This is a genomic window from SAR86 cluster bacterium, assembly GCA_029268615.1.
Taxonomy (GTDB): Bacteria; Pseudomonadota; Gammaproteobacteria; order Magnimaribacterales; family Magnimaribacteraceae; genus JAQWNM01.
In genome coordinates, this window is sequence record JAQWNM010000004.1 from 89,596 (window position 1) to 115,783 (window position 26,188).

The 26,188-nt window shown below is 32.6% G+C and carries 28 protein-coding genes and 3 tRNA genes; 28 read left to right on the plus strand and 3 right to left on the minus strand.

Features of this window, described 5'->3' with window-relative positions; translation table 11 throughout:
* Positions 1-21: 21 nt before the first annotated feature.
* From P8J93_01350 to P8J93_01365, 4 genes are read left to right on the plus strand one after another with little or no spacing between them, the layout of a single operon-like run.
* Positions 22-333, plus strand: coding sequence for a BolA/IbaG family iron-sulfur metabolism protein (locus P8J93_01350; protein MDG2060446.1), 312 nt, complete (start codon positions 22-24; stop codon positions 331-333).
* Between the two features lie 13 nt (positions 334-346).
* On the plus strand, positions 347-1,258 hold the full coding sequence (locus P8J93_01355; protein ID MDG2060447.1) for a rhodanese-related sulfurtransferase: 912 nt from the start codon (positions 347-349) through the stop codon (positions 1,256-1,258).
* Positions 1,259-1,268: 10 nt separating this feature from the next.
* Entirely contained in the window at positions 1,269-3,776 is a 2,508-nt protein-coding gene (locus P8J93_01360; protein ID MDG2060448.1) for an MMPL family transporter, read from the plus strand.
* 9 nt (positions 3,777-3,785) lie between these two features.
* Positions 3,786-4,922, plus strand: coding sequence for a CaiB/BaiF CoA-transferase family protein (locus P8J93_01365; protein MDG2060449.1), 1,137 nt, complete (start codon positions 3,786-3,788; stop codon positions 4,920-4,922).
* 212 nt (positions 4,923-5,134) lie between these two features.
* Here P8J93_01365 and P8J93_01370 read toward each other — a convergent pair whose 3' ends face one another.
* Positions 5,135-5,929 (minus strand): TatD family hydrolase, encoded by a 795-nt coding sequence (locus P8J93_01370; GenBank protein ID MDG2060450.1) that lies wholly within the window; start codon positions 5,927-5,929, stop codon positions 5,135-5,137.
* 67 nt (positions 5,930-5,996) lie between these two features.
* Between P8J93_01370 and P8J93_01375 the strand changes: the two genes are divergently transcribed.
* The 11 genes from P8J93_01375 to P8J93_01425 all read left to right on the plus strand — a co-directional run bounded on the left by P8J93_01375 (position 5,997) and on the right by P8J93_01425 (position 16,401).
* Positions 5,997-7,217, plus strand: a complete 1,221-nt coding sequence (locus P8J93_01375; GenBank protein MDG2060451.1) for a CaiB/BaiF CoA-transferase family protein — start codon at positions 5,997-5,999, stop codon at positions 7,215-7,217.
* Positions 7,210-8,028: a thioesterase family protein gene (locus P8J93_01380; protein ID MDG2060452.1), complete on the plus strand. Its 819-nt coding sequence runs from the start codon at positions 7,210-7,212 to the stop codon at positions 8,026-8,028. Before P8J93_01375 ends, P8J93_01380 begins: the two co-directional genes overlap by 8 nt.
* 68 nt (positions 8,029-8,096) lie before the next feature.
* Positions 8,097-8,948: a MoxR family ATPase gene (locus P8J93_01385; GenBank protein MDG2060453.1), complete on the plus strand. Its 852-nt coding sequence runs from the start codon at positions 8,097-8,099 to the stop codon at positions 8,946-8,948.
* Between the two features lie 5 nt (positions 8,949-8,953).
* A complete protein-coding gene (locus tag P8J93_01390) occupies positions 8,954-10,129 on the plus strand; it encodes a VWA domain-containing protein (GenBank protein MDG2060454.1) in 1,176 nt (391 codons plus the stop codon).
* A 55-nt stretch (positions 10,130-10,184) separates the two neighbouring features.
* Positions 10,185-11,102 carry an ABC transporter ATP-binding protein gene (locus P8J93_01395; GenBank protein ID MDG2060455.1) on the plus strand — a complete coding sequence of 306 codons (918 nt, stop codon included), beginning with the start codon at positions 10,185-10,187 and terminating at the stop codon, positions 11,100-11,102.
* A gap of 5 nt (positions 11,103-11,107) precedes the next feature.
* Positions 11,108-11,896 (plus strand): ABC transporter permease, encoded by a 789-nt coding sequence (locus tag P8J93_01400; GenBank protein ID MDG2060456.1) that lies wholly within the window; start codon positions 11,108-11,110, stop codon positions 11,894-11,896.
* A gap of 2 nt (positions 11,897-11,898) precedes the next feature.
* Positions 11,899-12,717 (plus strand): hypothetical protein, encoded by an 819-nt coding sequence (locus P8J93_01405; GenBank protein MDG2060457.1) that lies wholly within the window; start codon positions 11,899-11,901, stop codon positions 12,715-12,717.
* A 23-nt stretch (positions 12,718-12,740) separates the two neighbouring features.
* Positions 12,741-13,148 (plus strand): hypothetical protein, encoded by a 408-nt coding sequence (locus P8J93_01410; GenBank protein ID MDG2060458.1) that lies wholly within the window; start codon positions 12,741-12,743, stop codon positions 13,146-13,148.
* A gap of 125 nt (positions 13,149-13,273) precedes the next feature.
* Positions 13,274-13,363: transfer RNA gene (locus tag P8J93_01415), tRNA-Ser, on the plus strand.
* A gap of 89 nt (positions 13,364-13,452) precedes the next feature.
* Positions 13,453-14,904, plus strand: a complete 1,452-nt coding sequence (locus tag P8J93_01420; GenBank protein MDG2060459.1) for an NAD(P)/FAD-dependent oxidoreductase — start codon at positions 13,453-13,455, stop codon at positions 14,902-14,904.
* A gap of 21 nt (positions 14,905-14,925) precedes the next feature.
* Positions 14,926-16,401: a sulfotransferase gene (locus P8J93_01425; protein MDG2060460.1), complete on the plus strand. Its 1,476-nt coding sequence runs from the start codon at positions 14,926-14,928 to the stop codon at positions 16,399-16,401.
* On the opposite strand, the gene P8J93_01430 is transcribed toward P8J93_01425, so the two are convergent.
* On the minus strand, positions 16,390-17,025 hold the full coding sequence (locus tag P8J93_01430; GenBank protein ID MDG2060461.1) for an arylesterase: 636 nt from the start codon (positions 17,023-17,025) through the stop codon (positions 16,390-16,392). The genes P8J93_01425 and P8J93_01430 overlap by 12 nt on opposite strands.
* Before the next feature lie 21 nt (positions 17,026-17,046).
* Between P8J93_01430 and P8J93_01435 the strand changes: the two genes are divergently transcribed.
* The 6 genes from P8J93_01435 (at position 17,047) to P8J93_01460 (ending at position 21,831) form a co-directional block, all read left to right on the plus strand.
* Positions 17,047-17,706, plus strand: a complete 660-nt coding sequence (locus P8J93_01435; GenBank protein MDG2060462.1) for an ABC transporter ATP-binding protein — start codon at positions 17,047-17,049, stop codon at positions 17,704-17,706.
* A 1-nt stretch (position 17,707) separates the two neighbouring features.
* Complete coding sequence (locus tag P8J93_01440; protein MDG2060463.1) at positions 17,708-20,173, plus strand: hypothetical protein; 2,466 nt, start codon at positions 17,708-17,710, stop codon at positions 20,171-20,173.
* 40 nt (positions 20,174-20,213) lie between these two features.
* A complete protein-coding gene (locus P8J93_01445; protein MDG2060464.1) occupies positions 20,214-20,414 on the plus strand; it encodes a hypothetical protein in 201 nt (66 codons plus the stop codon).
* A gap of 11 nt (positions 20,415-20,425) precedes the next feature.
* Entirely contained in the window at positions 20,426-20,716 is a 291-nt protein-coding gene (locus P8J93_01450) for a DUF1330 domain-containing protein (GenBank protein MDG2060465.1), read from the plus strand.
* Positions 20,717-20,843: 127 nt separating this feature from the next.
* Positions 20,844-21,038: a SlyX family protein gene (locus P8J93_01455; protein ID MDG2060466.1), complete on the plus strand. Its 195-nt coding sequence runs from the start codon at positions 20,844-20,846 to the stop codon at positions 21,036-21,038.
* A 22-nt stretch (positions 21,039-21,060) separates the two neighbouring features.
* Positions 21,061-21,831, plus strand: coding sequence for an SDR family oxidoreductase (locus tag P8J93_01460; GenBank protein ID MDG2060467.1), 771 nt, complete (start codon positions 21,061-21,063; stop codon positions 21,829-21,831).
* 23 nt (positions 21,832-21,854) lie between these two features.
* On the opposite strand, the gene rlmN is transcribed toward P8J93_01460, so the two are convergent.
* Entirely contained in the window at positions 21,855-22,991 is a 1,137-nt protein-coding gene (rlmN, locus tag P8J93_01465; protein ID MDG2060468.1) for a 23S rRNA (adenine(2503)-C(2))-methyltransferase RlmN, read from the minus strand.
* A 120-nt stretch (positions 22,992-23,111) separates the two neighbouring features.
* On the opposite strand from rlmN, the gene csrA reads away from it, so the two are divergent.
* The 7 genes from csrA (at position 23,112) to P8J93_01500 (ending at position 26,045) form a co-directional block, all read left to right on the plus strand.
* Positions 23,112-23,282, plus strand: a complete 171-nt coding sequence (gene csrA / locus P8J93_01470; protein ID MDG2060469.1) for a carbon storage regulator CsrA — start codon at positions 23,112-23,114, stop codon at positions 23,280-23,282.
* Positions 23,283-23,333: 51 nt separating this feature from the next.
* Positions 23,334-23,410, plus strand: a tRNA-Arg gene (locus P8J93_01475).
* A 34-nt stretch (positions 23,411-23,444) separates the two neighbouring features.
* Positions 23,445-23,768, plus strand: coding sequence for a putative quinol monooxygenase (locus P8J93_01480; protein MDG2060470.1), 324 nt, complete (start codon positions 23,445-23,447; stop codon positions 23,766-23,768).
* A 102-nt stretch (positions 23,769-23,870) separates the two neighbouring features.
* A complete protein-coding gene (locus P8J93_01485) occupies positions 23,871-25,133 on the plus strand; it encodes an MFS transporter (GenBank protein MDG2060471.1) in 1,263 nt (420 codons plus the stop codon).
* A complete protein-coding gene (locus tag P8J93_01490; protein ID MDG2060472.1) occupies positions 25,126-25,497 on the plus strand; it encodes a DUF2237 domain-containing protein in 372 nt (123 codons plus the stop codon). The genes P8J93_01485 and P8J93_01490 overlap by 8 nt, the downstream gene beginning before the upstream one ends.
* 10 nt (positions 25,498-25,507) lie before the next feature.
* The gene (locus tag P8J93_01495; GenBank protein MDG2060473.1) at positions 25,508-25,903 is read left to right on the plus strand and encodes an SRPBCC family protein; all 396 of its coding nucleotides are present in this window, start codon (positions 25,508-25,510) and stop codon (positions 25,901-25,903) included.
* A gap of 71 nt (positions 25,904-25,974) precedes the next feature.
* Positions 25,975-26,045, plus strand: a tRNA-Gly gene (locus P8J93_01500).
* The last annotated feature ends 143 nt before the right edge of the window (positions 26,046-26,188 follow it).

A 26,188-nucleotide genomic window follows, 5' to 3' on the forward strand; every position in this document is an offset into this window, starting at 1 on the left:
AATAAAAAATTTATATTAGTTATGACAATATGTGAAGAAATAGAATTGAAATTACAAGAAGAATTATACCCTATTCATCTCGAGGTAATAAATGAGAGCCATATGCATAATGTAGAGCCGGGAAAAGAATCTCATCTAAGAATAGTAGCCGTCTCTTCAATATTTGAAGATCTAAATATGGTAAAAAGACATCAGTTAATTTATAAGAATTTAGGAGGCGCCTTGGAGGGGCCTGTACATGCCATCTCTTTACATACATTTTCACCAGAAGAGTGGTCTCTTAAAGAAGGCAAAACAATTGAATCACCGGATTGTCTTGGAGGCAGTTCATAAGACTTAATTTAAGATGGAACTTATAGCAGTCATAACATTTTATAAAATATTCTTTATCAAAGATGTTTATAAATTTAGTAGATCAATCGAAAGAGTTGCAACAAAAGAAAATATTCTAGGTACTTTTTTTGTTACCCCTGAAGGCATTAATACAACTCTATCTGGTTCAGCCAACAATCTACAAAATTTTTTAATTTTTTTAGAAAATGAGCATAAAATTCCAAGTGAACTAGCTAAATGGACCAAAACTGCTAGCCATCCTTTTAAAAGATTAAAGGTAAGAATTAAAGATAGATTGCTTCCTTTAGAGGGGGACTTTCAAATAATAAAAAAACGAGGCAAGCATATTGCTCCTGAGGGCTGGAATGAGTTATTACAAGATCCTGATGTTATTCTTTTAGACGTCAGAAATGAATATGAAATTTCACTTGGAACTTTCAAAACATCCATTAATCCTATGACTTCTTCTTTTATTAATTTTCCAGAATTTCTAGAATCAATAAAAGGATTTAAAGAAAAGAAGTTTGCAATGTTTTGTACTGGCGGGATTAGATGCGAAGTAGCTTCTGCTTATATGATGCATAAAGGCTATAAAGAAGTATTTCAATTAGAGGGCGGGATACTAAATTACATCGAAAGAGTTAAGGCGGAAGATCATTTATGGCAAGGGGAATGCTTTGTATTTGATGAAAGGGTTTCAGTAGATAAGAATTTATTACCTGGAAATTATTCGCAATGTTTTGGATGTAGGAGACCTCTTTCAAAAAAAGACATGAAATCTAGATATTATGTTAAAGGAGTCTCGTGCCATCTTTGTTTTGACGAGACTTCAGAAAATGATAAATTGCGGTTTCGAGAAAGGCAAAAGCAAATAGAATTGGCAGCAATGAGAGGAATCAATCATTTTGGAGGTCAAAAGATCTAAGACAATATCAATGAATACTAAAATACCAAATAAGGTTTCTTATTATTTTGCAGAATTTATAGCAAGAAATTCCTACCTAACCTTATCTTTTATTCTTTTTTTATTACTCTTTTCTTTTTTGAATTTATCAAAATTCAAACTTGATGCTTCTTCTGATTCTTTAGTTTTAGAAAATGATGATGATCTTAGATATTATAGAGAAGTAAGTTCTCATTATGGATCAGGTGACTTCCTGATAGTCTTATTTACCCCTAATGGTTCTCTTTTTTCCGATAAAGTTATAGAAGAAGTAAGGTTATTGGCAGATAAATTTGAAGGATTAGAAGGAATAGACTCTGTGTTAAGTTATTTAGATGCCCCCATACTATTCAGTCCTAAAATGCCGATTAGAGAATTGGCAAATAATATACGTACCATTGAAGACTCGAATATAGATTTTAAACAAGTAAAAGCAGAATTTACTTCTAGTCCTTTATATTCAGAACTTTTAGTAAGTCTAGATGGAAAAACTACAGGAATGCAGCTCAATCTTCCAGGTACGCCAGTATATGATCAATTAATTCAAAAGCGTTATGAGGTTCGTCAATTATTGTTAGTAGCCGCCGCAGATCAGAAGCAATATTTATCATTGCAATTAAATAATATAAACGAAGATCTCCGAAAGAATAGTGATCTTAGAACTCAAAAAAGGGATCAGTTAATATCGTCAGTTAGAGAAGTTATTAATGCTAGTAGTGATGTTGGCCAACTTTATTTAGGTGGCACAGCCATGATTGCATCAGATATGTTGAGTTTTATTAGCGATGATTTGTTGTATTTTGGAGTGGGCGTAGCTCTTTTATTTTTAATTACTTTAGCAGTGGTTTTTAAAAGATCTAGATGGGTACTTCTGCCTTTATCTTGTAGCGCCTTAGTAGGGACATTTATTTTAGGATTTTTAGGCTGGATGGATTGGAGGGTAACAGTTGTCTCTTCTAATTTTATTGCTTTGCTTTTAATAATCACTATTTCATTAACAATACATATTATTGTTAGATATCAAGAACTTACTAGTAAGCATATAGAATTAGATCAGAATGATTTAGTATCTTTAACAATACAACAGATGTTAAAGCCTTGTTTTTATACAGCCCTAACAACCATCGTTGCATTTGCTTCATTGGCTGTAAGTGATATTAAGCCGGTTATTGATTTTGGAAAAATGATGGTAGTAGGTATTTTTTTTGCATTTATATTTTCATTCACTGCCTTGCCAGCTGCGATTTCTTTATTGCCTAAATTAACTTCAGATGCCCAAAAAGATTTCAGTAAGGGCCTTACCCTTAGGTTCTCGAGCATTGTTGAGGAATTTGGAAAGTTTGTTCTTTTAATTTCAATTTTTTTAATAATTTTTGCTTTTACCGGAATTAATAAACTAACAGTTGAAAATAGATTTATAGACTATTTTAAATCCTCGACAGAGATTTATAAGGGTATGGAACTTCTTGATCAGAAACTAGGGGGAACCGCTCCTTTAGATATAATTATTAAAGCTCCTCAAGAATTTTATGTACAAAATAAAGATCAAGACGTGTTTGAAGACGATTTTGAAGACGATTATGCTGAAGAAGATAGCTCAACTAGTGGATATTGGTGGAGCGTAAGATCTATCGATAGACTAGAAGAAATTCACGATTATTTAGATTCTTTACCAGAAATAGGCAAAGTTCTGTCTATAGCAAGTGGAATTAAAGTGGCTGAAAGATTAAATGATGGTGAACCGCTTTCAGAGCTAGATTTAGCTTTAGTAAAAAACATGTTGCCAGATGAAATTAAAGAAAGCATGCTTAATTCTTATATAAGTCAAGACGAAAACGAAGTTAGGATCTCTTCAAGGGTATTAGAAACTCAAGAAGGTTTAAATAGAAATGAGTTATTAGAAAAAATTGAAAATCAATTAGAAAATACATTTGGTTTAAAAGAAAATGAATATAGGCTTACAGGATTAGCAGTCCTTTATAATAATATGTTACAGAGCTTATTTTCTTCTCAAATAGGGACTTTAGAGATAGTTTTTGGAGTTATCTTATTAATGTTTATAGTTTTATTTAGGTCTATTAAATTAGCCTTTTTAGGAATAATACCTAATCTCTTAGCAGCTGGAGTAGTGTTAGGTTCAATGGGATGGATGGGCATACCTTTAGATATTATGACAATAACAGTAGCTGCTATAAGCGTTGGTATGGCCGTTGATAATACTATTCATTATGTGCATAGATTCAAGATTGAGTTTTTGCATTGTCGGAATTACAGGCAGGCAATGTTAAATAGCCATGGGACGATAGGAAGGGCAATGTTTTATACTTCTACAACAATCATAATAGGTTTTCTGGTTTTAATAACCTCAAATTTTAATCCTACAGCTTATTTTGGTTTTTTTGTATCTCTTGCTATGGTAATGGCTTTAATGGGGGCGCTTACATTATTACCTCAATTATTGCTCACTTTTAAACCATTAGGACCAGAAAAAGAAAATTAAGGAGCTAATATGGGACCTCTTAAAGGCATAAAAATTATAGAAATGGCTGGAATAGGACCTGGTCCTTTCTGTGGCATGATTTTATCTGATTTGGGAGCAGAAGTTATCAGAGTAGATAGAGCTTCAGCTGCTGGTTCTGGCTCTAGAAAAGAGCCAGCAAATAGAGGAAAAAGATCAATAGCAATTGATTTAAAATCCGAAGAGGGCGTTGAAATTGTGTTGAAACTTATTGAAAAATCAGACGGTATTTTTGAAGGCTTTCGCCCAGGAGTCATGGAAAGACTTGGATTAGGACCAGATGTTTGTCTTGCTAGAAATCCTAAATTAGTTTACGGCAGAATGACAGGCTGGGGTCAGTATGGTCCTCTAGCTCATGCTGCTGGTCATGATATTAATTATATCTCTTTAACAGGAGCTCTAGCTGCAATAGGAAGACCAGGTTCCCCTCCAGTTGTGCCTTTAAATTTAATTGGTGATTTTGGAGGTGGAGGCATGTTTCTTGCCTTAGGGCTTTTAGCAGCTTTATTAGAAGTTCGCAATTCAGGCAAAGGACAAGTAATTGATGCAGCCATGACAGATGGATCTTCTACATTAATGACGATGATATATTCTATGAAGGAAGCAAATTTTATGCCATGGCAAGATGAGTTAGGAAGCAATCTCTTAGATGGTGGAGCACATTTTTATGATACTTATGAATGTTTAGATGGAAAGTATATTTCTATTGGATCCATAGAACCTCAGTTTTACTCTTTATTAAGAGAAGCTGCAGGGCTGACCGATGCAAGTTTTGATGATCAAATGCAAAGAGAAAATTGGCAAGAATTAAAGTTAAAGGTTAAAGAAGTTTTCTTAACTAAATCTCAGAAGGACTGGACAGACCTTATGGAGGGTACTGATATTTGTTTTGCTCCAGTATTATCAATGGAAGAAGCACCAAATCACCCTCACAATATTGCAAGAAAAACTTTTGTTGAAATAGACGGAGTTACTCAACCTGCTCCTGCTCCTAGGTTCTCTAGAACTGAATCTGAAATTCAAGGGCCCTCCTCGATAGCAGGTGAGCATTCTCTGGAGATTCTTCATGAGCTTGGGATAGATGAGGAATATTTATCAGTTTTAAAGAAGAAAGGCATTGTTAATTGAATGAATTAATTTTGGTCACTACGAAGGACTGTCCACTGTGCGAAAAAGCTAAAGAAATATGTGATAAGTTAGAATCTAAAGAGCTCACTTTAAAGGAGTTAGATATATTTTCTTCCGATGATTTGCATATAAATTATTGGGACAAAATACCTGTTTTAATTTATAACGATAAAATTCTTAACTGGCCCTTTGACCTGCAATCAGTCAAGGATCTAATATCTGTCTAGACCAAAGAAATTTTTACTATTAGTAAACAATGTTTTGAAAGTTTCTTCATGTGCACCATCTTTATGAGAAGCAACTTCTTTTGCAACAATTCCAAGATATTTAGGTTCATTGCTTGTCCTGTAGTTAATACCTGAGTTTCTAGGTAATAGATAAGGAGAGTCAGTTTCAATCAATAATCTATCTTCAGGAATATTTTTAATCAAAGGCTTAAGATGCTGGCCTCTTCTTTCATCACAAATCCAGCCTGTTATGCCTATATAAAAATCCCTTCCAGTATAGTCATCTAGCTCACTTTCTGTACCTGTAAAACAATGAACAACAATTCTAGGTAAATTATCTTTAACATTATCGAGAATTGAAAGAAAGTCTTGATGGGCTTCTCTCACATGGAGAAACAAAGGCATATCTAATTCTATTGCAAGTTCAACATGTTGCTCAAAACTTTTTCTTTGTTCTGATGGGGAGGAATAGTTCCTGTGATAGTCTAAACCAGTTTCTCCAATGGCACTGACTTCTTTATTGGATGCTAAATCTTTTACTTCACTATAACTGTAGCTGTTAAATTTCTTTGCTTCATGTGGATGGATTCCAGCGGTTGAAATAAGTATTTCAGGCCATTTTTTAACAAGATCTAGGGCTTTTATGCTTTCCTCTAAATTTGAACTAGTAACTGAAATATTAACTACTCCTTCATTCAGAGCATTTTCTAAAATAGATTCTAGATCTTCTTGTAGGTCTGGGTGGGTGAGATTGGCACCAATGTCAAAATATTGATTCATATAATTTCTTTATTTTATTCTTGATAAAGATTATAAAGGACATCTTGATATAAATTAGGAGTATATAATGTCTGGACCCCTTGAAGGATATAGAGTTCTGGAATTAACTTCCACTGTTTCTGGACCTTATGCAGGTATGGTGCTTGCAGACCAAGGTGCAGATGTCATAAAAGTAGAACCTCCAGGGATAGGTGACTTAGGAAGGTTTATGGGAAGTATTCGTAATGGTATGGCAGGAATGTTCTCTGTATTAAATAAGAATAAACGTTTTCTTGCTCTAGATCTAAAACAGGAAGTTGATTTAAATATCTTTTTTAAATTAGTTTCTACGTCAGATGTTCTGATTGAAAATTATAGACCTGGGGTAGTAAAAAAAATTGGTATAGATTATGAAACTCTAAAAAAATACAATCCTGAAATAATTTATTTATCTCTGACTGGTTATGGTCAATCTGGGCCATACAGTAAAAAACGAGTTTATGATCCATTGATACAAGCCACTGCCGGATCAGCTGCTGCTCAGAATAGTAAGAATCCAGAATTCTTTAGATCGGTAGTATTTGATAAAGTTTCGGGTTTAACTTCTGCCCAAGCAATAACTGCTGCCATTGTCCAAAAAGAGAAAACTGGAAAAGGCCAATATATTCCTATTTCAATGTTAGATAGCGCTCTATACTATTTGTGGCCAGATGTTTGGTGGTCAAGAGTCTGGCTAGAAGAAGGGTCTGTACATGCAGGAGAGCTTGCTGATTATTTTCCAATTTTTAATGCAAAAGATAAGTCAGTTATTGTAGCTTTAGTAGCTGATCCCCATTTTGAAGCATTTTGTAAGGTAATTGACTCTAAATTATATGAAGATCCTAAATTCTCTTCTTTTGCACAAAGATTAATAAATCAGAAAGAATTAGTAAAGAAAATAAATTTCCATCTAGAGAATATTGAATCAAAAGTCTTATGCAAAGAATTGGATGAATTAGGCATTCCTGTATCTACGGTAAATCAACTTGATGACGTGCATTTAGATGAACAAGTTATTGATCAAAAATCTCTTGTAGAGCCAACACACCCAATAGCAGGAAAAATGAGAATGCCAAGACCTCCAGCTAACTTTGGTGTTAATAAAGATTTTCCTCAAAGACATGCTCTTGAATTGGGGCATCATTGCAGAGAGATTCTTTCCGAAATTAATATAGAAGATGATCATATAATCAGACTGGAAGAGCGTGAAAGAGCTTCTAAAAAAGGCATGGAAGATTTTCAACTAGCGCAAATAAATAAAGATGAATAACAAAGAAGGGTATAGTAATTTTTTAGAAGATACAGTTGTCACTCAACAATCGGATACATCTTTATCTGCTGAGGTTTCAGATAGGTGGAGTATAGGAGGTACTGCAAATGGAGGATATTCTATGGTTTTAGCAGCCAAGGCATTATCAAAAGTTTTGCCCCATAAAGATCCTTTAAGTATATCTGGCCATTATCTTGATAGAGTAGAACCAGGTCCTTTATTAATGGAGGTAGAGATTCTTAAATTAGGTAAAAGTATATCTACGGCTAATATTAAACTTATTCAGAATGGATCTGAAAAGATAAGATTTATTGGGAGTTTTACTGATTTTCATCATGCCAAGGGAGAAACATATATGCACCATGCTGCTCCTGAATTTCCCCCTATCGAAGAATGCATTAAACCTCCATTTAAGACTGGTTTTAGTCCTAATTTAGAGTTACAGATTGATAAACGTTATACTCAAGATTCAGTATGGTGGGAAGATGTTTCTTTGGATAATAATGCTCAATTAAATCTCTATATGTCGTGGCCAAATCAAGAACCATATGATTTATTTTCTTTAATTTTATTTTTAGATGCAACTACACCACCCATTTTTAATAGGATTGGAGCGCGAGGTTGGGTGCCTACTATTTCTTTAGCTTCCCATATAAGAGCCATTCCCTCAAATGGACCTCTTCGTACAATAGCTAAAACTCAGTATTTAGTAGATGGATACTTAGAAGAAGATAGAGAGATATGGGATTCTGAAGGACGACTAGTTGCTTTATCTAGGCAAATGGCAAAATTAAGGTTACCAAAAAAATAACTTTTCTAATGGCTTGAATATACTTGCTTATGTTAAAGTTCTGCTCGAAATTTAACATAGGATGAAATATGAACTTTAAAGGGACTGATAAATATATATCAACAGAAGATTTAAGTATGTCAGTAAATGCATCTATTGCATTAGAAAGACCTCTATTAATAAAAGGAGAACCAGGAACAGGTAAAACAATGTTAGCGGAAGAGGTTGCTTCTTCATTAAATATGCCTTTAATTGAATGGAATATAAAATCAACTACCAAGGCACGACAAGGGCTATATGAGTATGATGCTGTTACTCGTCTAAGAGACTCTCAACTTGGAGATGAGAGAGTCAATGATATTTCAAATTACATAGAAAAAGGTAAACTTTGGGAAGCATTTACTGCAAAGGAGAGAGTCGTATTATTGATAGATGAGATTGATAAAGCAGATATAGAGTTTCCTAATGACCTTCTGCAAGAATTAGACAAAATGGAATTTTTTGTTTACGAAACCAAAGAGACTATTAAGGCTGTCAACAGACCTGTAGTAATTATTACAAGTAATAATGAAAAGGAATTACCTGATGCTTTTTTGAGAAGATGTTTCTTTCATTATATAAACTTTCCAGATAGATCAACCATGGAGCAAATTGTAGATGTCCATCATCCAGATATTAAAAAGAATTTAGTAAAGGAAGCCTTGGATATATTCTTTGATATAAGAAAAGTACCTGGGATGAAGAAAAAACCTTCAACTTCAGAAGTAATAGATTGGATTAAACTATTAATGTCTGATGATTTACCAGATGAAATCCTTCAGAATAGAGATCCATCAAAGGCTATTCCACCTTTATATGGGGCATTGGTTAAGAATGAGCAAGATGTTCAACTACTTGAAAGGCTAGCTTTTATGGCCCGAAGAGAAGCAAATAATTCTTAAAATTTATGTTTATTTCTCTTTTCAATACTCTTAAAGAGACGGGAGTGCCTTGCACGCTGAGAGAGCTTTTAGATCTTAATTCAGCAATAGAAAAAAAATTAGCTTTTGCAGATATGCAAGATTTTTATTTTTTAAGTAGAGCTGTTCTTGTAAAAGATGAAAAACATTATGACAAATTTGACAGAGCATTTGATATATATTTTAAAGGATTAGAAACACTCGATGATGTGATAGAGATGTTAGTGCCAGATGAATGGCTAAAAGCTGAATTCGAAAAGTTTTTAACTGAAGAAGAGATGGCTAAGATAGAAACTCTAGGGGGCTTAGAAAAACTTCTAGAAGAGTTCAAGAAAAGGATGGAAGAGCAGGATGAGCGCCATGAAGGTGGCAGTAAATGGGTAGGTACTGACGGCACATCTCCATTTGGCAATAATGGTGATCATCCCGAAGGAATAAGAGTTGGAGGAGAAGGAAAGAAAGGCAAAGCAGTAAAGATCTGGGAACAAAGAGACTTTAAAAATTTAGATGACTCTATCCAGTTAGGAACTAGAAATATCAAGGTTGCTTTAAGAAGATTAAGAAAGTTAGTCAGAGATAGTGCGGATGAAGAATTTGATTTAGATGGAACAGTCCGAACAACTTCACAAAAGGCAGGCTTACTCGATATTCAATTTAGGCCTGAAAAAAGAAATGCTGTAAAAGTACTTGTCTTATTTGATGTTGGTGGATCTATGGATCCTCATGTAAAAATTTGTGAGGAACTATTTTCTGCATGCAAGACAGAATTTAAGAATCTTGAATTTTATTACTTTCATAATTTTATATATGAATCAGTTTGGAAAGATAACAGAAGAAGACAAAATGAAAGGCTTTTAACAGATGACATCATACATAAATTTCCGGCTGACTATAAAATAATTTTTATTGGAGACGCAACTATGGCTCCTTATGAAATAACTAATCCAGGAGGGAGTATAGAACATTGGAATGAAGATTCAGGTGCCTTTTGGATGAAGAGAATATCAAATATATATGATAAATTGATATGGTTAAATCCTGTTCCTGAAGATCATTGGGAATATAGTGCTTCTGTAGAGCTAACTCGAGCTTTAGTTGATGATAGAATGTTCCCTCTTACCATTAGAGGATTAGAGGAAAGTATGGCTTATTTGAGTAAGTAGTCCTTTAGGGTCTCTAAATTTTTTTAAACACTTATACCTACTTAATATTTTAATCATGACAAAAGCTCTAGAGATAATAAATTTAAGAAAAACCTATCTTGGTGGTTTAGAAGCTTTAAAAGGCATTGATTTAACGGTCAAAGAAGGCGATTTCTTCGCCTTGTTGGGACCTAACGGAGCAGGTAAGTCGACAACAATAGGTATTATTAGCTCCTTAGTAGTTAAAACTTCAGGACGAGTTAATCTCTTGGGTATAGATATTGATGAAAATCATTCCTTAGCTAAAAAGAAGTTAGGAGTTGTGGGGCAGGAAGTTAATTTCAATCAATTTGAAAAAGTAGGAGACATTGTCCTAAATCAAGCTGGTTATCATGGAATGAAAAGAAAAGATGCAAAAGAAAACACTAAACATTATATGCAGAAACTTGATATATGGGATAGAAGGAATGAAGTAGCTAGAACATTGTCAGGAGGCATGAAAAGAAGAGTTATGGTAGCTAAGGCTTTAGTGAATAATCCAGAACTTCTGATTCTAGATGAACCAACAGCTGGTGTAGATATAGAATTAAGAAGATCTCTTTGGGAGTTTTTACTAGACATTAACAGATCGGGTACAACAATAATCTTGACCACTCACTATTTAGAAGAGGCGGAAAGACTCTGTAAAAATATAGCCATCATAGATAAAGGTGAAATAGTCGAAAATACAGGTATGCAAGAATTACTTTCAAGACTAGAAGTTGAAACATTTGTTTTAGATTTAAATTTAGATCTAAAACATTTACCTAAACTTGATGGTTTTACCTTTGCTCAACACCATCCAAAACAATTGACTGTCACTATAAAGAAAGGCCAGAATCTAAATTCTGTTTTTTCTGAACTTTCTAATAAAAATGTCAGCGTAATTAGTATGCGTAATGAAACAGGAAGACTTGAAGAATTATTTCTTAATTTAGTAGAGAACACAGCATAATTTGTATGAATTCTTTAGAAATTATCATTGCTCTACAAACTATAGTTAGAAAAGAGATTCAAAGATTCACTAGAATTTGGGCGCAAACACTTGTTCCTCCAGCTATTATGGTAGTTCTTTATTTTATTATTTTTGGAACATTAATCGGTTCGAGAGTTGGGCAGATGGGTGGTTTTGATTATATGCAATTTATGGTGCCTGGATTAATTATGATGTCAGTTATAAATAATTCTTATTCTAATGTTGTCTCATCATTTTTTGGAGTAAAGTTTCAGAATAGTATTGAAGAATTATTGGTCACAGGAATTCCTAATTCAATTATTCTTTGTGGATGGATACTGGGAGGAGTTGCAAGAGGCTTGATAGTGGGTTTTATGGTCACTATAGTTTCGTTGTTTTTCGCTGAGCTTACAGTCGTAAATTGGGGCTTAACAATCTTAGTTGTCATTCTAACTTCTATACTTTTTTCATTGGGAGGATTTCTTAATGCTCTTTTTGCAGAATCTTTTGATGACATTTCGATTGTTCCTACTTTTATTTTGACGCCTCTAATTTATTTAGGGGGAGTTTTTTACTCAATAAATTTACTTCCAGAATTTTGGAAGAATTTTTCATTGGCTAATCCTATTTTATATATGGTTAATGCCTTTAGAGAGGGTGTCTTGGGTGTCTCAGACTTATCTTCTTTAGGTATGTCCGTATATTATGCCATTTCAATGATCCTCTTTTTTATCGCCTTATTATTTACAATAAATCTGTATTTCTTAAATAAAGGAAGAGGAATAAGGACTTAGCCTTGCAAGAGAATAAATCTATTTTAGGGAAAAGAGTAAGTTCTCCTGACAAGTATTGCCCTCAAATATTGACTCCTATAAAAAGATATAAGTTAGAAAAATCTAAACTAAGTATCCACACCAAAAGAAATAAATCTTATGGCCAAGACTCTTTTACTTGTTATGAGCTAAGTTGGCTTAAGCACAGTGGAATTCCCAGTAATGGAATTCTCTATATAGACTATCCTTCAGAATCAAAGGCATTTATTGAATCAAAATCACTAAAACTTTATTTAAATTCATTGAATAACTACAAGTCAACAAGGAAAGAACTTAGAAAAACTATAAAATCAGATTTAGAGGATTGTCTTCGTTGCTCAATTAACTTGAGAATATTAAATAAGCCTTTGCTCAGAAAATATCCTAATAGTTATAAGAGCATTAATACTTTAAGCATAAATAATATATATTCTAAGGTAGATAGATCTATTCTTGAAGCTGATCCAACTAATCAAATTAAAGATCATAAGCTTAGTTGTTCTTTATTTAGAAGTCTTTGTCCAGTAACAAATCAACCAGATTGGGCTACTATATTTATAAATTACTCAGGCAAGTTAATGAGTGAAAGATCTATTTTAGAATATTTACTTTCTTTTCGTGAGCATAAGGGTTTTCATGAAGAGTGCGCGGAAAGGATTTATCAAGATGTTTTATACGCTTCTAATGCGGTAAAATTGGAAGTTGAGTCTAGATTTCTTAGAAGAGGAGGAATTGAAATTAATTCATTCAGATCAAATGAAAAAAAATTTATTTATTCTCCAAAGAAAGATTTAAGACAGTAATTACCATAATTTAATAAAATTACATGAAAGAGACTGAGCCAGCAGGCCTAGATTTAGTAAGAAAAAATAAAAAAGGACAAGATGTATACAGATCTTATCAATATGGTATTGATTTCCCTATTACAGTTAAGATGGCAGAAGCAAGATTTAAGTATAAGTCGAGCTTTCAAGATAAGACATCCGATATTTTAGATAACTTTAGGTATCAATTAGAGATAGATGAAGCAGATTTGTCAGAAATGCATGATAATTCTCTTAAAGATCTAGAGTCATTACCAGAAGACAAGCTAGAGGAGTGCGAGTTAGAAATTGAAGAAAATATTCTCCGGACCTATCCTGAACTTAATTATGCTTACATCATCTTTAAATATGTTATGGATCTATGGAATCAAGGAAAGTGGGATCCAGAATGGTGGAATAAGGTGGATTAACTAGGTTCAAAAAAGGTAGTTTAAGGTTTTTAAATAGTTTTAGATTAAAATATTTATTTAATTCTTAATAATCAAGTAATGTAAGTTAATGAATTTATTCTCTTAACCTAAAATAAAAATTAAAAGGAGAGATGGCAGAGTGGTCGAATGCGCACGCTTGGAAAGCGTGTAAGGTGTTAAAGCCTTCGAGGGTTCGAATCCCTCTCTCTCCGCCATATTTAAAATAGGTTCAATTCTGATAGGAATTCTTCTTGAAAGTAATTTCCATAGGCACTAGACTTCGCTTAAATATTTTAGGAGAGATGTGAATAATCATTTTGATGTCTTAATTATTGGAGCTGGCATTTCTGGCATAGGAGCTGGATATCATTTACAGACAAAGAATCCAAAAACTTCTTTTGCAATATTAGAGAGCAGAAAAGATTTGGGAGGAACATGGGATTTATTTAAATATCCCGGCATAAGATCTGATTCAGACATGTATACTTTAGGCTTCTCTTTTAAACCTTGGACAGAAGCAAAATCTATAGCTGATGGTCCTTCAATACTTAAATATTTACATGAAACAGTGGAGGAGTTTGGTATAAAAGAAAAAATTCTTTTTGAGCATAAAGTCTTAGATTTGTCTTGGTGCAGTACTAAATCACAATGGAAAGTAAAAGTAGAAATAGTCCAATCAAATGAAATTAAGTATTTTTCTTGTAATTTCTTGTCTATGTGTTCGGGCTACTTTGATTATTCAGGGGGATATGAACCAAAATTTGACGGAATAGAAAATTTTCAAGGTCAGATAGTGCACCCTCAAAAATGGAATGATAAAGTTAATTATAAAGATAAAAAAGTTGTAATTATTGGAAGTGGAGCAACAGCAGTAACTTTAGTACCAGCTCTTGCTAAGCAAGCTAAGCACGTAACTATGCTGCAAAGATCTCCTACTTATGTTGTCCAAGCTCCTGATCAAGATTCTTTAGCAAATTTTATTAGGAAATATTTCACAGATAATTTGTCTCATTTCTTAGTTCGTTGGCGAAATATATTAAGAGGTCAGTTTTATTATTTTTTATGTAAAAAATACCCTGAAAGAATAAAACGTATTATCTTGGAAGGCGTTCAAAACGCTTTAGGTAATAATTATGATGTAAAAAAACATTTTACACCTAGATATAACCCTTGGGACCAACGAATGTGCCTGGTTCCAAATGGAGACCTTTTTGAAAGTATAAATAATAAAAAGGCATCTGTAGTAACTGAACACATAAAGAATTTTGTTGAGAAAGGAATTCTTCTTGAATCGGAAGAAGTTCTGGATGCAGATCTAGTAGTCACTGCTACGGGTCTTAAAATGCAAATGTTAGCAGGTATTAATGTAAGTGTTGATGGAGAAAAGATTAATTTTTCTGAAACTGTAACTTATAAAGGGATGATGTTTAGCGGAGTCCCTAATTTAGTCAATTCTTTTGGTTATGTGAATGCATCATGGACTCTTAGATCAGACCTCACATGCGAGTTCCTTTGTCGATTAATTAAACATATGAGTGATAACCAATTTAAAGAATGTCGACCTGTTCTAGGTGAAAATGTAGAGGCCGTTGTGGATACTCTTGATTTTTCTTCAGGTTATATTGCTAGAGCTATTGATTTACTTCCTAAGCAAGGATCCAAGTCCCCATGGAAGAATTATCAAAATTATCTTTTAGATATTTTTGATACAAGACTAGGTTCTTTTAATGATGGAGCATTAACTTTTATTAAATAAGCGGGCAACTCGAATCATATTTTGGAACAACTTAAGAAATCCCTAGAGTACTTTTATAGCTCAAGTAATTTTTCTAAAAGTATAGATTTATCACTAGAGATCTTAAAGACTCATCCAAAGGATATAGATGTTCTTTTTAAATTAGGATTGTCTTATGGTAGAAGTGGTCAAGAATCTAATGCCTTAGAGGCTTTTAAGAAGATTGTATCAATTGATTCTGTTAATGCTCATGCTTTCTTTAATCTTGGAGTTTCCTATAGAGCCCTAGATAAGCAAGATAAAGCGATGCATAGTTTTCTTCAGGTTTTAAATATTGATCCTTCATATATAGGTGCATTAACAGAGATCGCCTCTATAAACATAGAACTTGGTATGTTTGGTGAGGCGGAATTAAATTATCGGAAAGCATTAGAATATGACTCAAGTTATATTGAAATACATCGATACATTTCAACTTTTACTAAATATATTAAAGGCCACACACATATAGATGAGATGCTTAATATTTATAAAGATCCATCTCTTTCGAGAACTCACAAAATGCATTTAAGTTTCGCTCTTGGTAAGGTATATGAGGATATTGAGGACTATCATGAATCCTTTAAATTTTATAAGTTAGGAAATTCTTTAATGAGAAAGTCATTTCAATACTCTATAGAATTAGATAAGAAAGAGTTTCTGAGCATCAAGAATTCTTTTAGGGATTATTTTAATTTAAAACATGTTTCAGAAAGTATTAAAAAAAACTCTTCTATTAAATATCCCAAAACTCCTATTTTCATAGTTGGAATGCCACGATCAGGAACTACACTAGTAGAACAAATATTAAATAGCCATTCAAAAGTATTTTCTAAAGGAGAAAGTCGTAATTTATCAAATTTAATACCCGTTTTTTTACCTAGAGTAGAAGATGTAACTTTTCCTGAAAATCTTTCTTATTTTTCATCTCATTCATATAGCTTAATGGGGGAATCTTATATTAAAAGTTTAAACATAGGGGATAAAAAAGAAAAGTTAATCACTGATAAGATGCCGTATAATTTTAAATTAATAGGCTTAATTAAATTAATTCTTCCTGGCGCAAAAATAATAAATTGTATAAGGGATCCAAGAGATAATTGCATGTCTATATACAAGATGTTCTTTCCTGCAAAAGGCCATTTTTATGGTTATGATTTAGAAGAATTAGGTCATTATTTTAACCTTTATAGAGACATAATAAAATTTTGGCAGGAATTAATACCTAATTTTGTCTATGATTTAAAATATGAAAGCCTGATAATAAATCAGAAAGAGGAAACTATTAAGTTGTTAGATTTCTGCAACCTTGCTTTTGAAGATAATTGTCTTGAATTTCATCAAAATAAAAGACCTATAAAAACCGCAAGTATTTTGCAAGTAAAACAGCCAATTTATAGATCTTCCATAAATTCATGGAAAAATTATGAGTCTTCAATTAGACCACTTAATAAGATCCTTAAAGCATCATTGTATTAAATAATTTATTGAAATAGCCATTTTCTCTGAAATTAATTTTTGAGCTTGGATATTTGGATGTATCCCATCTTCTTGCATTAAATCTGTCTCTAGGGCGATGGTATTAAGCATAAAAGGAATAAGAATTATTTCTTTTATTTTTGATATATCTTTATATATATTTTCAAAAGATTGGACATATCTTTTTCCATAATTAGGGGGTAATCTTATTTGCATCAGGCCAACATTAACATCTTGTTTTAAAGCAATATCACATATCTTGATTAGATTGTCTTTTATCTTACTTACAGGATATCCTCTTAAGCCATCATTGCCTCCAAGCTCGATGAGAATATAATTTGGTTTATGGTCTTTAAGTAACTTTTGGACTTTAGATTTACCTCCAATAGTTGTTTCTCCTGAGACACTAGCATTTATTAGCTTTATATTTTTTTGTTTTGAATTAAAATCGTCTTGCAAAATTGTTATCCATTGATTTTTTAAAGGAATTCCATACCCGGCACTTATACTGTCACCTAGGATAAGGACTTTAAGAGGATTACTAGATTCAATATTAAGTGAAAGGAATGCAATAATTGAAACCAGAACCAAATAGATTTTTTTTAAATGTATTCTCTTTATCATAAAAATAATTTTACAGACTAAATGGTAATAGAAGTAATTAATTTATATAAAGCTGTGTCTTTGGGTGAAGAGGAACTAGTTATATTGAATGATATTAGTTTTGATCTAAGAGAGGGTGCCTCTTTAGCAATAGTAGGGCCCTCAGGGTCCGGCAAATCAACATTATTAGGACTTTTAGCAGGTTTAGATTCTGTCTCTTCAGGCGAAGTGTATTTGAATAACAGTCCATTACATAAATTAAATGAAGAAAAAAGAGCAATCGTAAGAAAAGAGAATGTTGCCTTTGTATTTCAATCTTTTGAATTATTGCCTGGATTGACCGCAATAGAAAATGTTATGTTGCCTTTAGAACTTCAGGGTAATAAAAACGCAGAAGATAGAGCTCAATACTTTTTAAAGAGAGTTGAGCTAGAGAAAAGAGAGAATCATTATCCTAGACAGTTATCTGGAGGAGAGCAACAAAGAGTTGCTATAGCAAGAGCATTTGCTTGCAATGCTAAAGTACTTTTTGCAGATGAACCTACTGGAAATTTAGATCCAGAAACAAGCTTAAAAATTTCTAATCTCCTTTTTGAGGTAAATGCTGAAACAAAGAATTCATTAATTGTGGTTACTCATGATAAAAATCTAGCACAAAAATGTGATGCACAAATAGAGTTAATACAAGGTAAAATCAAGTAACATGATGATTCCTTTATTGTCTGTAAAATTATTTTGGAGGGAACTAAGATCAGGACAAATAGGTATTATTTTTTTTGCGTTGGTTTTAGCTATTGCTTGTGTTTCTGGCATATCTCTTTTTACTGATAGATTGGAAGGTGCCTTAAGACTGCAAACTTCAGAATTTTTAGGTGGTGACTTAAAACTTCAGACTAGTGAACCTTTGTCAGAAAGTAACATCTTATTTTTAAAAGATCCTAGAAATCAAATTTCAGAAATAATTTCATTTTCTTCTATGGTCTTTAGCGAAGAAAAAATGCAGTTTTCATCTATAAAGGCTGTAGATAGTTCTTACCCTCTAATCGGCAGTGTAGAATTATTTTCAATTTCATCAGAATTAATTCTTCAAACAGGTCCACCTAGGCGCGGATCAATATGGATTGACCAAAGATTGTCTAATCTATTAGGAGTGAATCTAAATGATGAAGTTGAAATTGGAGATGGAAAATTTATTGTAACTCACATCATAAAATCTGAACCTGATGGAGGGTCAAGTTCTTTTGCTTTTGCTCCAAAGGTGATAATGAATTCTGCTGATATACCTTCCACAAGAGTTGTACAGCCTGGGAGTCGGATAAGATATTCTTATTTGTTTAAATTAAAAAAATCTTTATTAGAAGAATTGAAATCTAAATTAGAACAAATATACAGACCCTCCCATAAGATAATAGAAGTCAATGATACTCAGGGCTCTATTGGTAAGGCGGTAGATCGGTCTAATAATTTTATTCTATTAGGAAGTTTATTGGCTGTTATTATTACAGCATTTACCATAGGTGTAGGTTCTCAAAGATTTGCTAGAAGGCATGCTGATTATGTAGGCATACTGAAAGTATTAGGTGCTTCTTCTTTTGAAGTTAAGTGTTTATACTTGTTTATCTTTTTATGGTTGATCCTTTCTTCTCTTTTATTAGGATTGGCTTTAGGCTGGTTTATTCAGAGTATTTTTATTAATCTATCAGCAGAATATTTTCCTACCAGCCTACCTCTCCCTTCTAACAAACCCTTTTATATTTCTTCTCTTACCGCAGTAATTTGCTTGGTAGGCTTTGCCTATCCTAGTCTAATTAAGTTAGTAAATATAAATCCATCAAGAATTCTTAAAAGAGATCGTGATAAAACGTCTATTAGTAAATTAAATGTTATTTTAGTTTTTATTTCTATTTTCTCTTTAATATATATTTATACCGAAACATTCATTTTATCTGGGATTATTTTAATGGGAATTCTTTTAGTTTCTTCACTCTCTTTAATTTTAATTTCCTTGATATTTTTTAAAAGATCAAAAAAAGGGCTGGACGCATCGGGCCCTTTAAATTTGGCCTGGTCTGAATTACAAAGAAGAAAAAATGCTAATTCAATACAAATTCTAGCTTTCACAGTAGCCCTTGGACTAACTCTCATAACTCTAGTTTTAAAGACTACATTAGTAACCTCTTGGGAGTCTTCTATTCCTGAAGATACGCCTAATAACTTTGTAATAAATATTTCAAAAGAAGAATTGCCTTCAATGCAAGATTTTTTAGAAGAAAAAGAGATTAATTTAAATCCTTTTTACCCTATATCTTCAGCCAGACTTACTAAAATAAGTAAATCCGATGAAAGAAAAGTCTCTTTTCAAGACAATATATCTGAAAGAACATTCAATATTACATGGACCTATCAACTTCCAAAAGACAATTTGATTGTGTCTGGTAATTGGTTCAATGACTCTTCTGAGAATGGTCTTTCAATCTCTAAAGAGATGGCTGATCGATATTCCGTAAAAGTAGGAGATAATGTTTTTGTAGATACAGCTGGTGCTCAATTTCAAACTTATATACAAAGCATTAGAACTATAAATTGGGAGAACTTTGCACCAAACTTCTTTTTAATAGGTCATCCTTCTCTTTTTCAAGATATCCCATCTACCTTTATAACTTCTTTTTATATTCCTGAATCAAAAGAAAAGATTACCTCAGAATTTATTTTGAATTTTAATACCGTTTCCCTTGTTTCTTTAGATTCGGTAATAAATCAAGTTAAAGAAATAGTAACCCAGATCTCAATTGCTCTCGAAATACTTCTGGTCCTTACGGCTATCTCTTCACTTTTTCTTACCTTTGCAACTATTCAAGATAACTTTAGTTTAAGAGTCCAGCAGTCTGCGATATTAAGAACCTTAGGGGCAAGTAGGGGGCTATTAAATAAAGCAATTCTCTTAGAGTTTATTTGCCTCGGATTAATCTCAGGTATTTTATCAGCAATTTTAGCTCAATTAGGTCTATATTTTTTAGAAACAGAAATATTTGAGATTGAACCGAGATTCTATTTTTCAATCTGGTTATTAGGTCCATTAATTTCAATAATCGTGGTTGCCTTTTTAAGTTTTATTCTTTTATTTTTAATGACTAAGAAAAGCCCTAAAGAAATTCTTTATTCTTCGTAGAAAACCTGACGAATCTATATATTCTTGTTATATTTATTATATGAAAGACAAAGAAAAAATTGACTGGATAGTTAAGACTATCAATGAAGATTTATCTCTTCAAGAAGATAGTTGGATCCTCTTTGACTGGGAAGATAATGGCTTATTAGAAGTAAGTGTAAATGGAATTAATGTTAAAAATGTAGATGGATTGATTGATGCATATCAAGAGTATCTCATCTCTAAAGAAGAAGACTTATAAAGGAGAAATATATGTCAGCATATTGGATAGCGAGGTGCCATGTAAAAGATTCAAATCAGTTTACAAAGTATGTCAAATTAGCCGGACCTATAATTGAAGCGCAAGGCGGAAAATTTTTAGTCAGAGGAGGCAGACAAGTGGAGGTTGAAGGTGGCTCCTTTGAAAGAACTGTTTTAGTAAAGTTTGGTACATTTAATGAAGCTGTCAGATGCTATGATTCAAATGACTATCAGAAAGCTCTCGAATTTGTAAAAATTTCAGCAGAGAGACATGTAGTTATAGTAGAAGGCTTAGATAATTAAAGTTTTAGGAGGATAAATTGGAATTTTTCTTTTACGCACTTGCAGCCATCATATGTTTATTTTTAATTTGGTATAACTTAAAGTCTTAATTTTTGAATACTAACTAATACTAATATAATTAATTAAAATGAATGAAAGACTTAATAAAATAGAGAATTCCTGTACATTTCAAGAAGAAAATATTGAACGATTGAGTGAAGAAGTTAGAAAACAGCAGATAGAGATAAAGGAACTACAAAAAGAAATAAAAGCAATTTACGGCTTGATCCTTCAGAGTGACAGCGGTGTTGATGTGGGAGAAGAAATCCCACCCCATTATTAAAAAACAATTTTTTAAAGATTTTATGAGTTCTTTATATGAGCTTACTGATGATTTTGTTGCAATAGTTCAAGGTGGAAGCAGAGGAATTGGTTTATCTATGGTGGAAAATCTTCTAAAGAAAAGAAATTTAGGACATATCATTGCAACTTCCAGAACATGCAGTTCTGAACTTAAAGGCTTATTAGAATCAGATGCTAGATTATCGTGGTATGCGTTAGATCTTGAAGATGAAAAGAGTATTAATGGCTTCTCTGAGAATATTTCTTCTATTTTCTCTAAAGTGCACCTTTTAATTAATTGTTCAGGATTTTTGCATGATAATGAGGTTATTTACCCTGAAAAAAAATTTCTTGATATACATTTAAATCAATTCACAAAGACTTTCATGACAAACGTGTTTGGCCCTATGATTTTAACAAGAAATTTATATCCTCTTTTATCTCATAATGAAATTTCTTCAATAGTTAATATCTCTGCGAGGATAGGAAGTCTTAAAGATAACCAGCTTGGAGGCTGGTACAGTTATAGAAGTTCTAAAGCTGCATTAAATATGTTTACTAAGAATTTAGCTATTGAAATGAAAAGAAGTACAAACTCACCTAATATTTGCGTTTCATTGCATCCAGGCACAGTTAGTACCGACCTTTCAGATCCTTTCACAAGAAATATAAGTGAGAATAAAATATTTACGCCTGAAGAGAGTGCAAAACAATTAATAGATATTATTTATAATTTAACGCCCAGCGATTCTGGGAAGTTTTTTGATTGGTCAAAAAAAGAAATCCCATGGTAGAAATAAATAGATGTTAAGTTTTTTTAACTTGAAATATTTAGGGCATCTATCTTATTTATGTTTCCTGTTCTTTCTTGTTTTCGAGTTATATCCTTAACTTGACCCACTAATTGTCCACAGGCAGCAAAAATATCATCTCCTCTAGTTGATCTAATAGTAGTTATGTAACCATTCTTCTTAAGAATTTCTTGAAATCTCTTAACTCTGTTACCAGAAGGTCTTTTATAATTTGATTTAGGAAAAGGATTAAAGGGAATGAGATTAATCTTACAAGGAATATTTTTTAATAAGTCAGCAAGCTCATTGGCTAGTAAAAGCGAGTCATTTATTTCATTAATAAGAATATATTCAATCGTCATTACCCTTTTATCACCGCAGTTATCCATATATTTTTTAGCAGACTCTAAGAGCATATTTATAGGATATTTTTTATTGATAGGGACTAAGTCGTTTCTTAGTTCATCATTTGGCGCATGAAGAGATATTGCTAAAGAAGCATTTGAAACTGTAGAGAGTTTATCTAACTGAGGAACTAATCCAGATGTGCTTAGAGTAACTTTTCTTTTTGATAATCCGTATGCATTATCATCCATCATGATATTCATTGCATTCACTACATTCTCAAAGTTAAGAAGAGGTTCACCCATGCCCATCATCACAACATTAGTAATATTTTTTTTTGTAGAATTTTTAAAGGAATTTTCTGCTACCCAAAGCTGCCCAATTATTTCATCTAATGTTAGATTTCTTGAGAATCCTTCTTTACCGGTAGCACAGAAAGAGCAATCTACTGCACAGCCAACCTGAGAAGATATGCATAAAGTAGATCTTGCCCCCTCAGGAATCATTACAAGCTCAATGTGATTATCATTTCCCACACTGACTACCCACTTTCTTGTTTTATCTTCAGAAATCTCTTCAAATAAGACTTCGGGTACCTTTATGAAGAATGATTTTTTTAGATTTTCTCTAAGCGTTTTTGATAGGTCTGTCATTTCATCAATTGCATAAATTCTTTTTTTATGAAGCCATTTAAATATTTGACGAGCCTTGTATTTCTTTTCTCCTATTAAAATTAGATTTTTTTCTAATTCTTCATAGGTTAATCCTAATAAATTAATTTTACTATTATTGGAAGAAATTAAAGCTTTGTGAATCATTTTTAATATTTAACCATAGTATATTCCTAACTCTTCCTTAATTGATAAATAAGTGATATGTTAGTTGATATTACTAAGTTGGTAATGATAAAGAATCAAGAATCTTCTGGGGAGGGTTATATGTTAGTTCTAAGTAGGAAAACTGATGAGGCATTAATTATAGGGGACGATATTAAGATTACTGTTCTTGATATACGAGGCGGACAAGTTAGGATTGGAATAAGTGCTCCACCTTCAGTTAAAATACACAGAGAAGAGATTTACGATAAGATTTCTTCTATGGAATCTTAAAACATATTAATACTTAATTTTATTTAAGTATTTTAAACGGTTACCTTTCAAGGGGCTGTAGCTCATTTGGATAGAGTGTCTGGCTACGAACTAGAAGGTAGCAGGTTCGAATCCTGCCAGCCCCGCCATTTTAATGAATAGACATAATAGAGATTGAAAAATATGATAGTAGTCAATGCAATAATAGAAACGAATCAAGAGAATATAAATAAATGGAAAGATCGGATTATTAAACTTCAAGAATTAAGTAGAGTTGAAACGGGGTGTATAGACTATACTTGGAGTGTAGAGTTAGGTGATCCAGATATACTTAGAGCAACAGAGAAGTGGAACAGTATTGAAGACTTGGCCCTTCATTTTCAAACACCTCATGTTGCAAGTTTTCAAGAAATGGTGAGTGAGTCTCCTCCTAAAATTACTGCATATTTTTATGAAGCTGAAGAAGTAGATCCACCCTCAAATGATCTTTCATTATTAGACAACTAACTTAACCGCTAAGCTTTTTTATTATAGTTAATGGATGAGTAAATTTATCAGTAAATAATAGAAGTTACATACATCAGAAAATAACAAAATCTTTGAAATCGCATGGAAAGGGTAACAACTAGTAATTATAGCTTTTTGGCTTTTCTTACATTGCTAAATATTCTAAATTTTATTGACAGAACTTTATTAACCAGCTTTGCAAATTTTATAGTACCTGATCTCGGTCTAACTGACACTCAGTTTGGATTATTAGTAGGTTTTGCCTTTTTAATCTTCTATTCCATCATGGGCCTCTTTATGGGGTTTCTTGCTGACACTGTTCATCGTCCAAGATTAATAGCATTTGGAGTTTTCCTATGGAGCCTTTTAACAATGGCCTCAGGAGCTGCAAAAGGGTTTGTAACTTTAGCAATACCAAGAATGTTTATTGGAGTTGGAGAATCAATTCTGACGCCTACTTCTATTTCTTTATTAGCTGATAAATTTCCAACTTCCAGAATGGGTTTTGCTATAGGTGTATATTACCTAGGTATCCCCATAGGAGCATCGCTTGCTTTGCTTGTAGCAGGGTATTTTGGACCAACCATAGGGTGGAGAAATTGTTTCTATATTCTAGGTGCTATAGGTCTTATATTTGCGCTTTTAACATTAGTTGTTAAAGAAACTCCAAGAAGAATAGCTTCGATTGAGCAGAGTACTATTCCAAAGATACCTTTTAGAGATAGGTTAAACTTATTAATTAAAACCTTAAAAGACTCACCAGCTTTAATCTACATAATTATTGCAGGCGTCATAGTTCATATTTCTTTAGGCGCTGTTAGTTTCGATCAGTTATGGCTTGTCCAAGAAAGAGGTTATGAAAGGGCTTATATTGCTAAATTATTAGGTTGGATAACCTTAGTAGGAGGCATTGGAGGTAATATTTGTGGAGGAATAATTGGAGATTTATTTATTTCTAGATTCAAAAGACCTCGTGCTATGTTTCTTTTTTGGATGGGTTTAGTTTGTGCACCATTTATTCTTGCTATGAGATTAGTAGAACCTGGTTCAATTTGGATTCCTGTTGGAATGTTTGTAGGTGCTTTTCAGGTAGGATGCTTTTGGGGGCCAGTATTTGCTACTGTCCAAGAAATAGCTCCTTCATCAATAAGAGCTACCGTTGTAGCTTTTTATATACTTTGTATTAATTTAATTGGCCTGGGTTTAGGTGCTACCATAACAGGGGTATCTATAGATTTACTTAGAGAAGCAAATAATATGAATCCTTATTCAATTACTTTGATAGTATTAAATGTTCTCACTTTAACTAATCTGATATTTTTTTATTTAGCTGGACAAAAAAAATATATTATTTTACATGAATGATCAATTAAACATCTTTGGCGAGGAGTTAAAAGAATGCAGTTGTAATCCTATGACTGGGTTTTTTCGAACGGGTTGTTGCGAAACTTCTAAATCAGATCATGGCAGTCACACGGTATGCACAATAGTCAGTCAAGATTTTTTAAATTTCAGCTTCTCTTCTGGTAATGATTTATTGAGTCCAGTTCCGAATTCAGACTTTCCTGGATTAGTTCCTGGAAATAGATGGTGTTTATGCGCACCAAGATGGCAAGAAGCCTTTGAAGCTAGCTTTGCCCCTAGAGTAATTTTAGAATCTACTCATCAAGGCGCTTTAGAATTTATAAAATTAGAAGACCTAAAAGAATTTGCAATAGATCTATCTTAAGTAAACAACAATGAAAAAAATTGAAATTAAAGAAAAAATTAATTTTACTGTCAGTCAAGTTTGGTCAGTAGTAGGAACAGTAGATAGGTATGATTGGGTGCCAGGAATAGATTCAATAGAGGTGAAAGATGACATTAGAATTTTTTCACTCAAACCAATTGGGCGAGTAGTAGAAAGGATTATAGAAAGGAATGAAGATGAATTTAAGCTTGTTTATAAAGCGATAGAAAGTCCAGTAAAGCCTAACCACCATCTAGCGTCCATTAATCTTTTCCCACTAGAAGAGAATTGCCAATTTCATTGGATTACTGAAATTGACCCCCCAGATTTTGCTGATTTATTATTAAAAAGCATGAATGAATCTTTTATCTCTTTATGTTCCGTTCTAACAAAAGAATTTAATTAAGATTTAATTTTGCTGCATTTCACTAATCGCATTATTAATTCTTTCAGATATAATGCTTAATTTATGTCTCTGCGGGTATCGTATATTGGTATTACCTCAGCCTTCCAAGCTGATGAGGCCGGTTCGATTCCGGCTACCCGCTCAAAGGTTCGAGGTGATTAAGTGACTAAAGTTATCTATGCAACTGGTCTATCAGGTTTTATAGGTAGTCATCTATTGAAACTATTACAAGATAATTATTCTTTCGTTGTAAATTTTAGAAGAAATAATCAAGTAGAGATATAC

What these genes read in the sequence shown, in the direction of transcription:
- P8J93_01495 (MDG2060473.1), top strand. Translation starts at nt 25,508, where the DNA reads ATGAAAAAAATTGAAATTAAAGAAAAAATTAATTTTACTGTCAGTCAA.
- rlmN (MDG2060468.1), bottom strand. Translation starts at nt 22,991, where the DNA reads ATGATTCACAAAGCTTTAATTTCTTCCAATAATAGTAAAATTAATTTA.
- P8J93_01355 (MDG2060447.1), top strand. Translation starts at nt 347, where the DNA reads ATGGAACTTATAGCAGTCATAACATTTTATAAAATATTCTTTATCAAA.
- P8J93_01435 (MDG2060462.1), top strand. Translation starts at nt 17,047, where the DNA reads ATGGTAATAGAAGTAATTAATTTATATAAAGCTGTGTCTTTGGGTGAA.
- P8J93_01390 (MDG2060454.1), top strand. Translation starts at nt 8,954, where the DNA reads ATGTTTATTTCTCTTTTCAATACTCTTAAAGAGACGGGAGTGCCTTGC.
- P8J93_01440 (MDG2060463.1), top strand. Translation starts at nt 17,708, where the DNA reads ATGATGATTCCTTTATTGTCTGTAAAATTATTTTGGAGGGAACTAAGA.
- P8J93_01375 (MDG2060451.1), top strand. Translation starts at nt 5,997, where the DNA reads ATGTCTGGACCCCTTGAAGGATATAGAGTTCTGGAATTAACTTCCACT.
- csrA (MDG2060469.1), top strand. Translation starts at nt 23,112, where the DNA reads ATGTTAGTTCTAAGTAGGAAAACTGATGAGGCATTAATTATAGGGGAC.
- P8J93_01380 (MDG2060452.1), top strand. Translation starts at nt 7,210, where the DNA reads ATGAATAACAAAGAAGGGTATAGTAATTTTTTAGAAGATACAGTTGTC.
- P8J93_01445 (MDG2060464.1), top strand. Translation starts at nt 20,214, where the DNA reads ATGAAAGACAAAGAAAAAATTGACTGGATAGTTAAGACTATCAATGAA.
- P8J93_01490 (MDG2060472.1), top strand. Translation starts at nt 25,126, where the DNA reads ATGAATGATCAATTAAACATCTTTGGCGAGGAGTTAAAAGAATGCAGT.
- P8J93_01395 (MDG2060455.1), top strand. Translation starts at nt 10,185, where the DNA reads ATGACAAAAGCTCTAGAGATAATAAATTTAAGAAAAACCTATCTTGGT.
- P8J93_01365 (MDG2060449.1), top strand. Translation starts at nt 3,786, where the DNA reads ATGGGACCTCTTAAAGGCATAAAAATTATAGAAATGGCTGGAATAGGA.
- P8J93_01400 (MDG2060456.1), top strand. Translation starts at nt 11,108, where the DNA reads ATGAATTCTTTAGAAATTATCATTGCTCTACAAACTATAGTTAGAAAA.
- P8J93_01360 (MDG2060448.1), top strand. Translation starts at nt 1,269, where the DNA reads ATGAATACTAAAATACCAAATAAGGTTTCTTATTATTTTGCAGAATTT.
- P8J93_01410 (MDG2060458.1), top strand. Translation starts at nt 12,741, where the DNA reads ATGAAAGAGACTGAGCCAGCAGGCCTAGATTTAGTAAGAAAAAATAAA.
- P8J93_01480 (MDG2060470.1), top strand. Translation starts at nt 23,445, where the DNA reads ATGATAGTAGTCAATGCAATAATAGAAACGAATCAAGAGAATATAAAT.
- P8J93_01460 (MDG2060467.1), top strand. Translation starts at nt 21,061, where the DNA reads ATGAGTTCTTTATATGAGCTTACTGATGATTTTGTTGCAATAGTTCAA.
- P8J93_01450 (MDG2060465.1), top strand. Translation starts at nt 20,426, where the DNA reads ATGTCAGCATATTGGATAGCGAGGTGCCATGTAAAAGATTCAAATCAG.
- P8J93_01370 (MDG2060450.1), bottom strand. Translation starts at nt 5,929, where the DNA reads ATGAATCAATATTTTGACATTGGTGCCAATCTCACCCACCCAGACCTA.
- P8J93_01430 (MDG2060461.1), bottom strand. Translation starts at nt 17,025, where the DNA reads ATGATAAAGAGAATACATTTAAAAAAAATCTATTTGGTTCTGGTTTCA.
- P8J93_01350 (MDG2060446.1), top strand. Translation starts at nt 22, where the DNA reads ATGACAATATGTGAAGAAATAGAATTGAAATTACAAGAAGAATTATAC.
- P8J93_01385 (MDG2060453.1), top strand. Translation starts at nt 8,097, where the DNA reads ATGAACTTTAAAGGGACTGATAAATATATATCAACAGAAGATTTAAGT.
- P8J93_01485 (MDG2060471.1), top strand. Translation starts at nt 23,871, where the DNA reads ATGGAAAGGGTAACAACTAGTAATTATAGCTTTTTGGCTTTTCTTACA.
- P8J93_01455 (MDG2060466.1), top strand. Translation starts at nt 20,844, where the DNA reads ATGAATGAAAGACTTAATAAAATAGAGAATTCCTGTACATTTCAAGAA.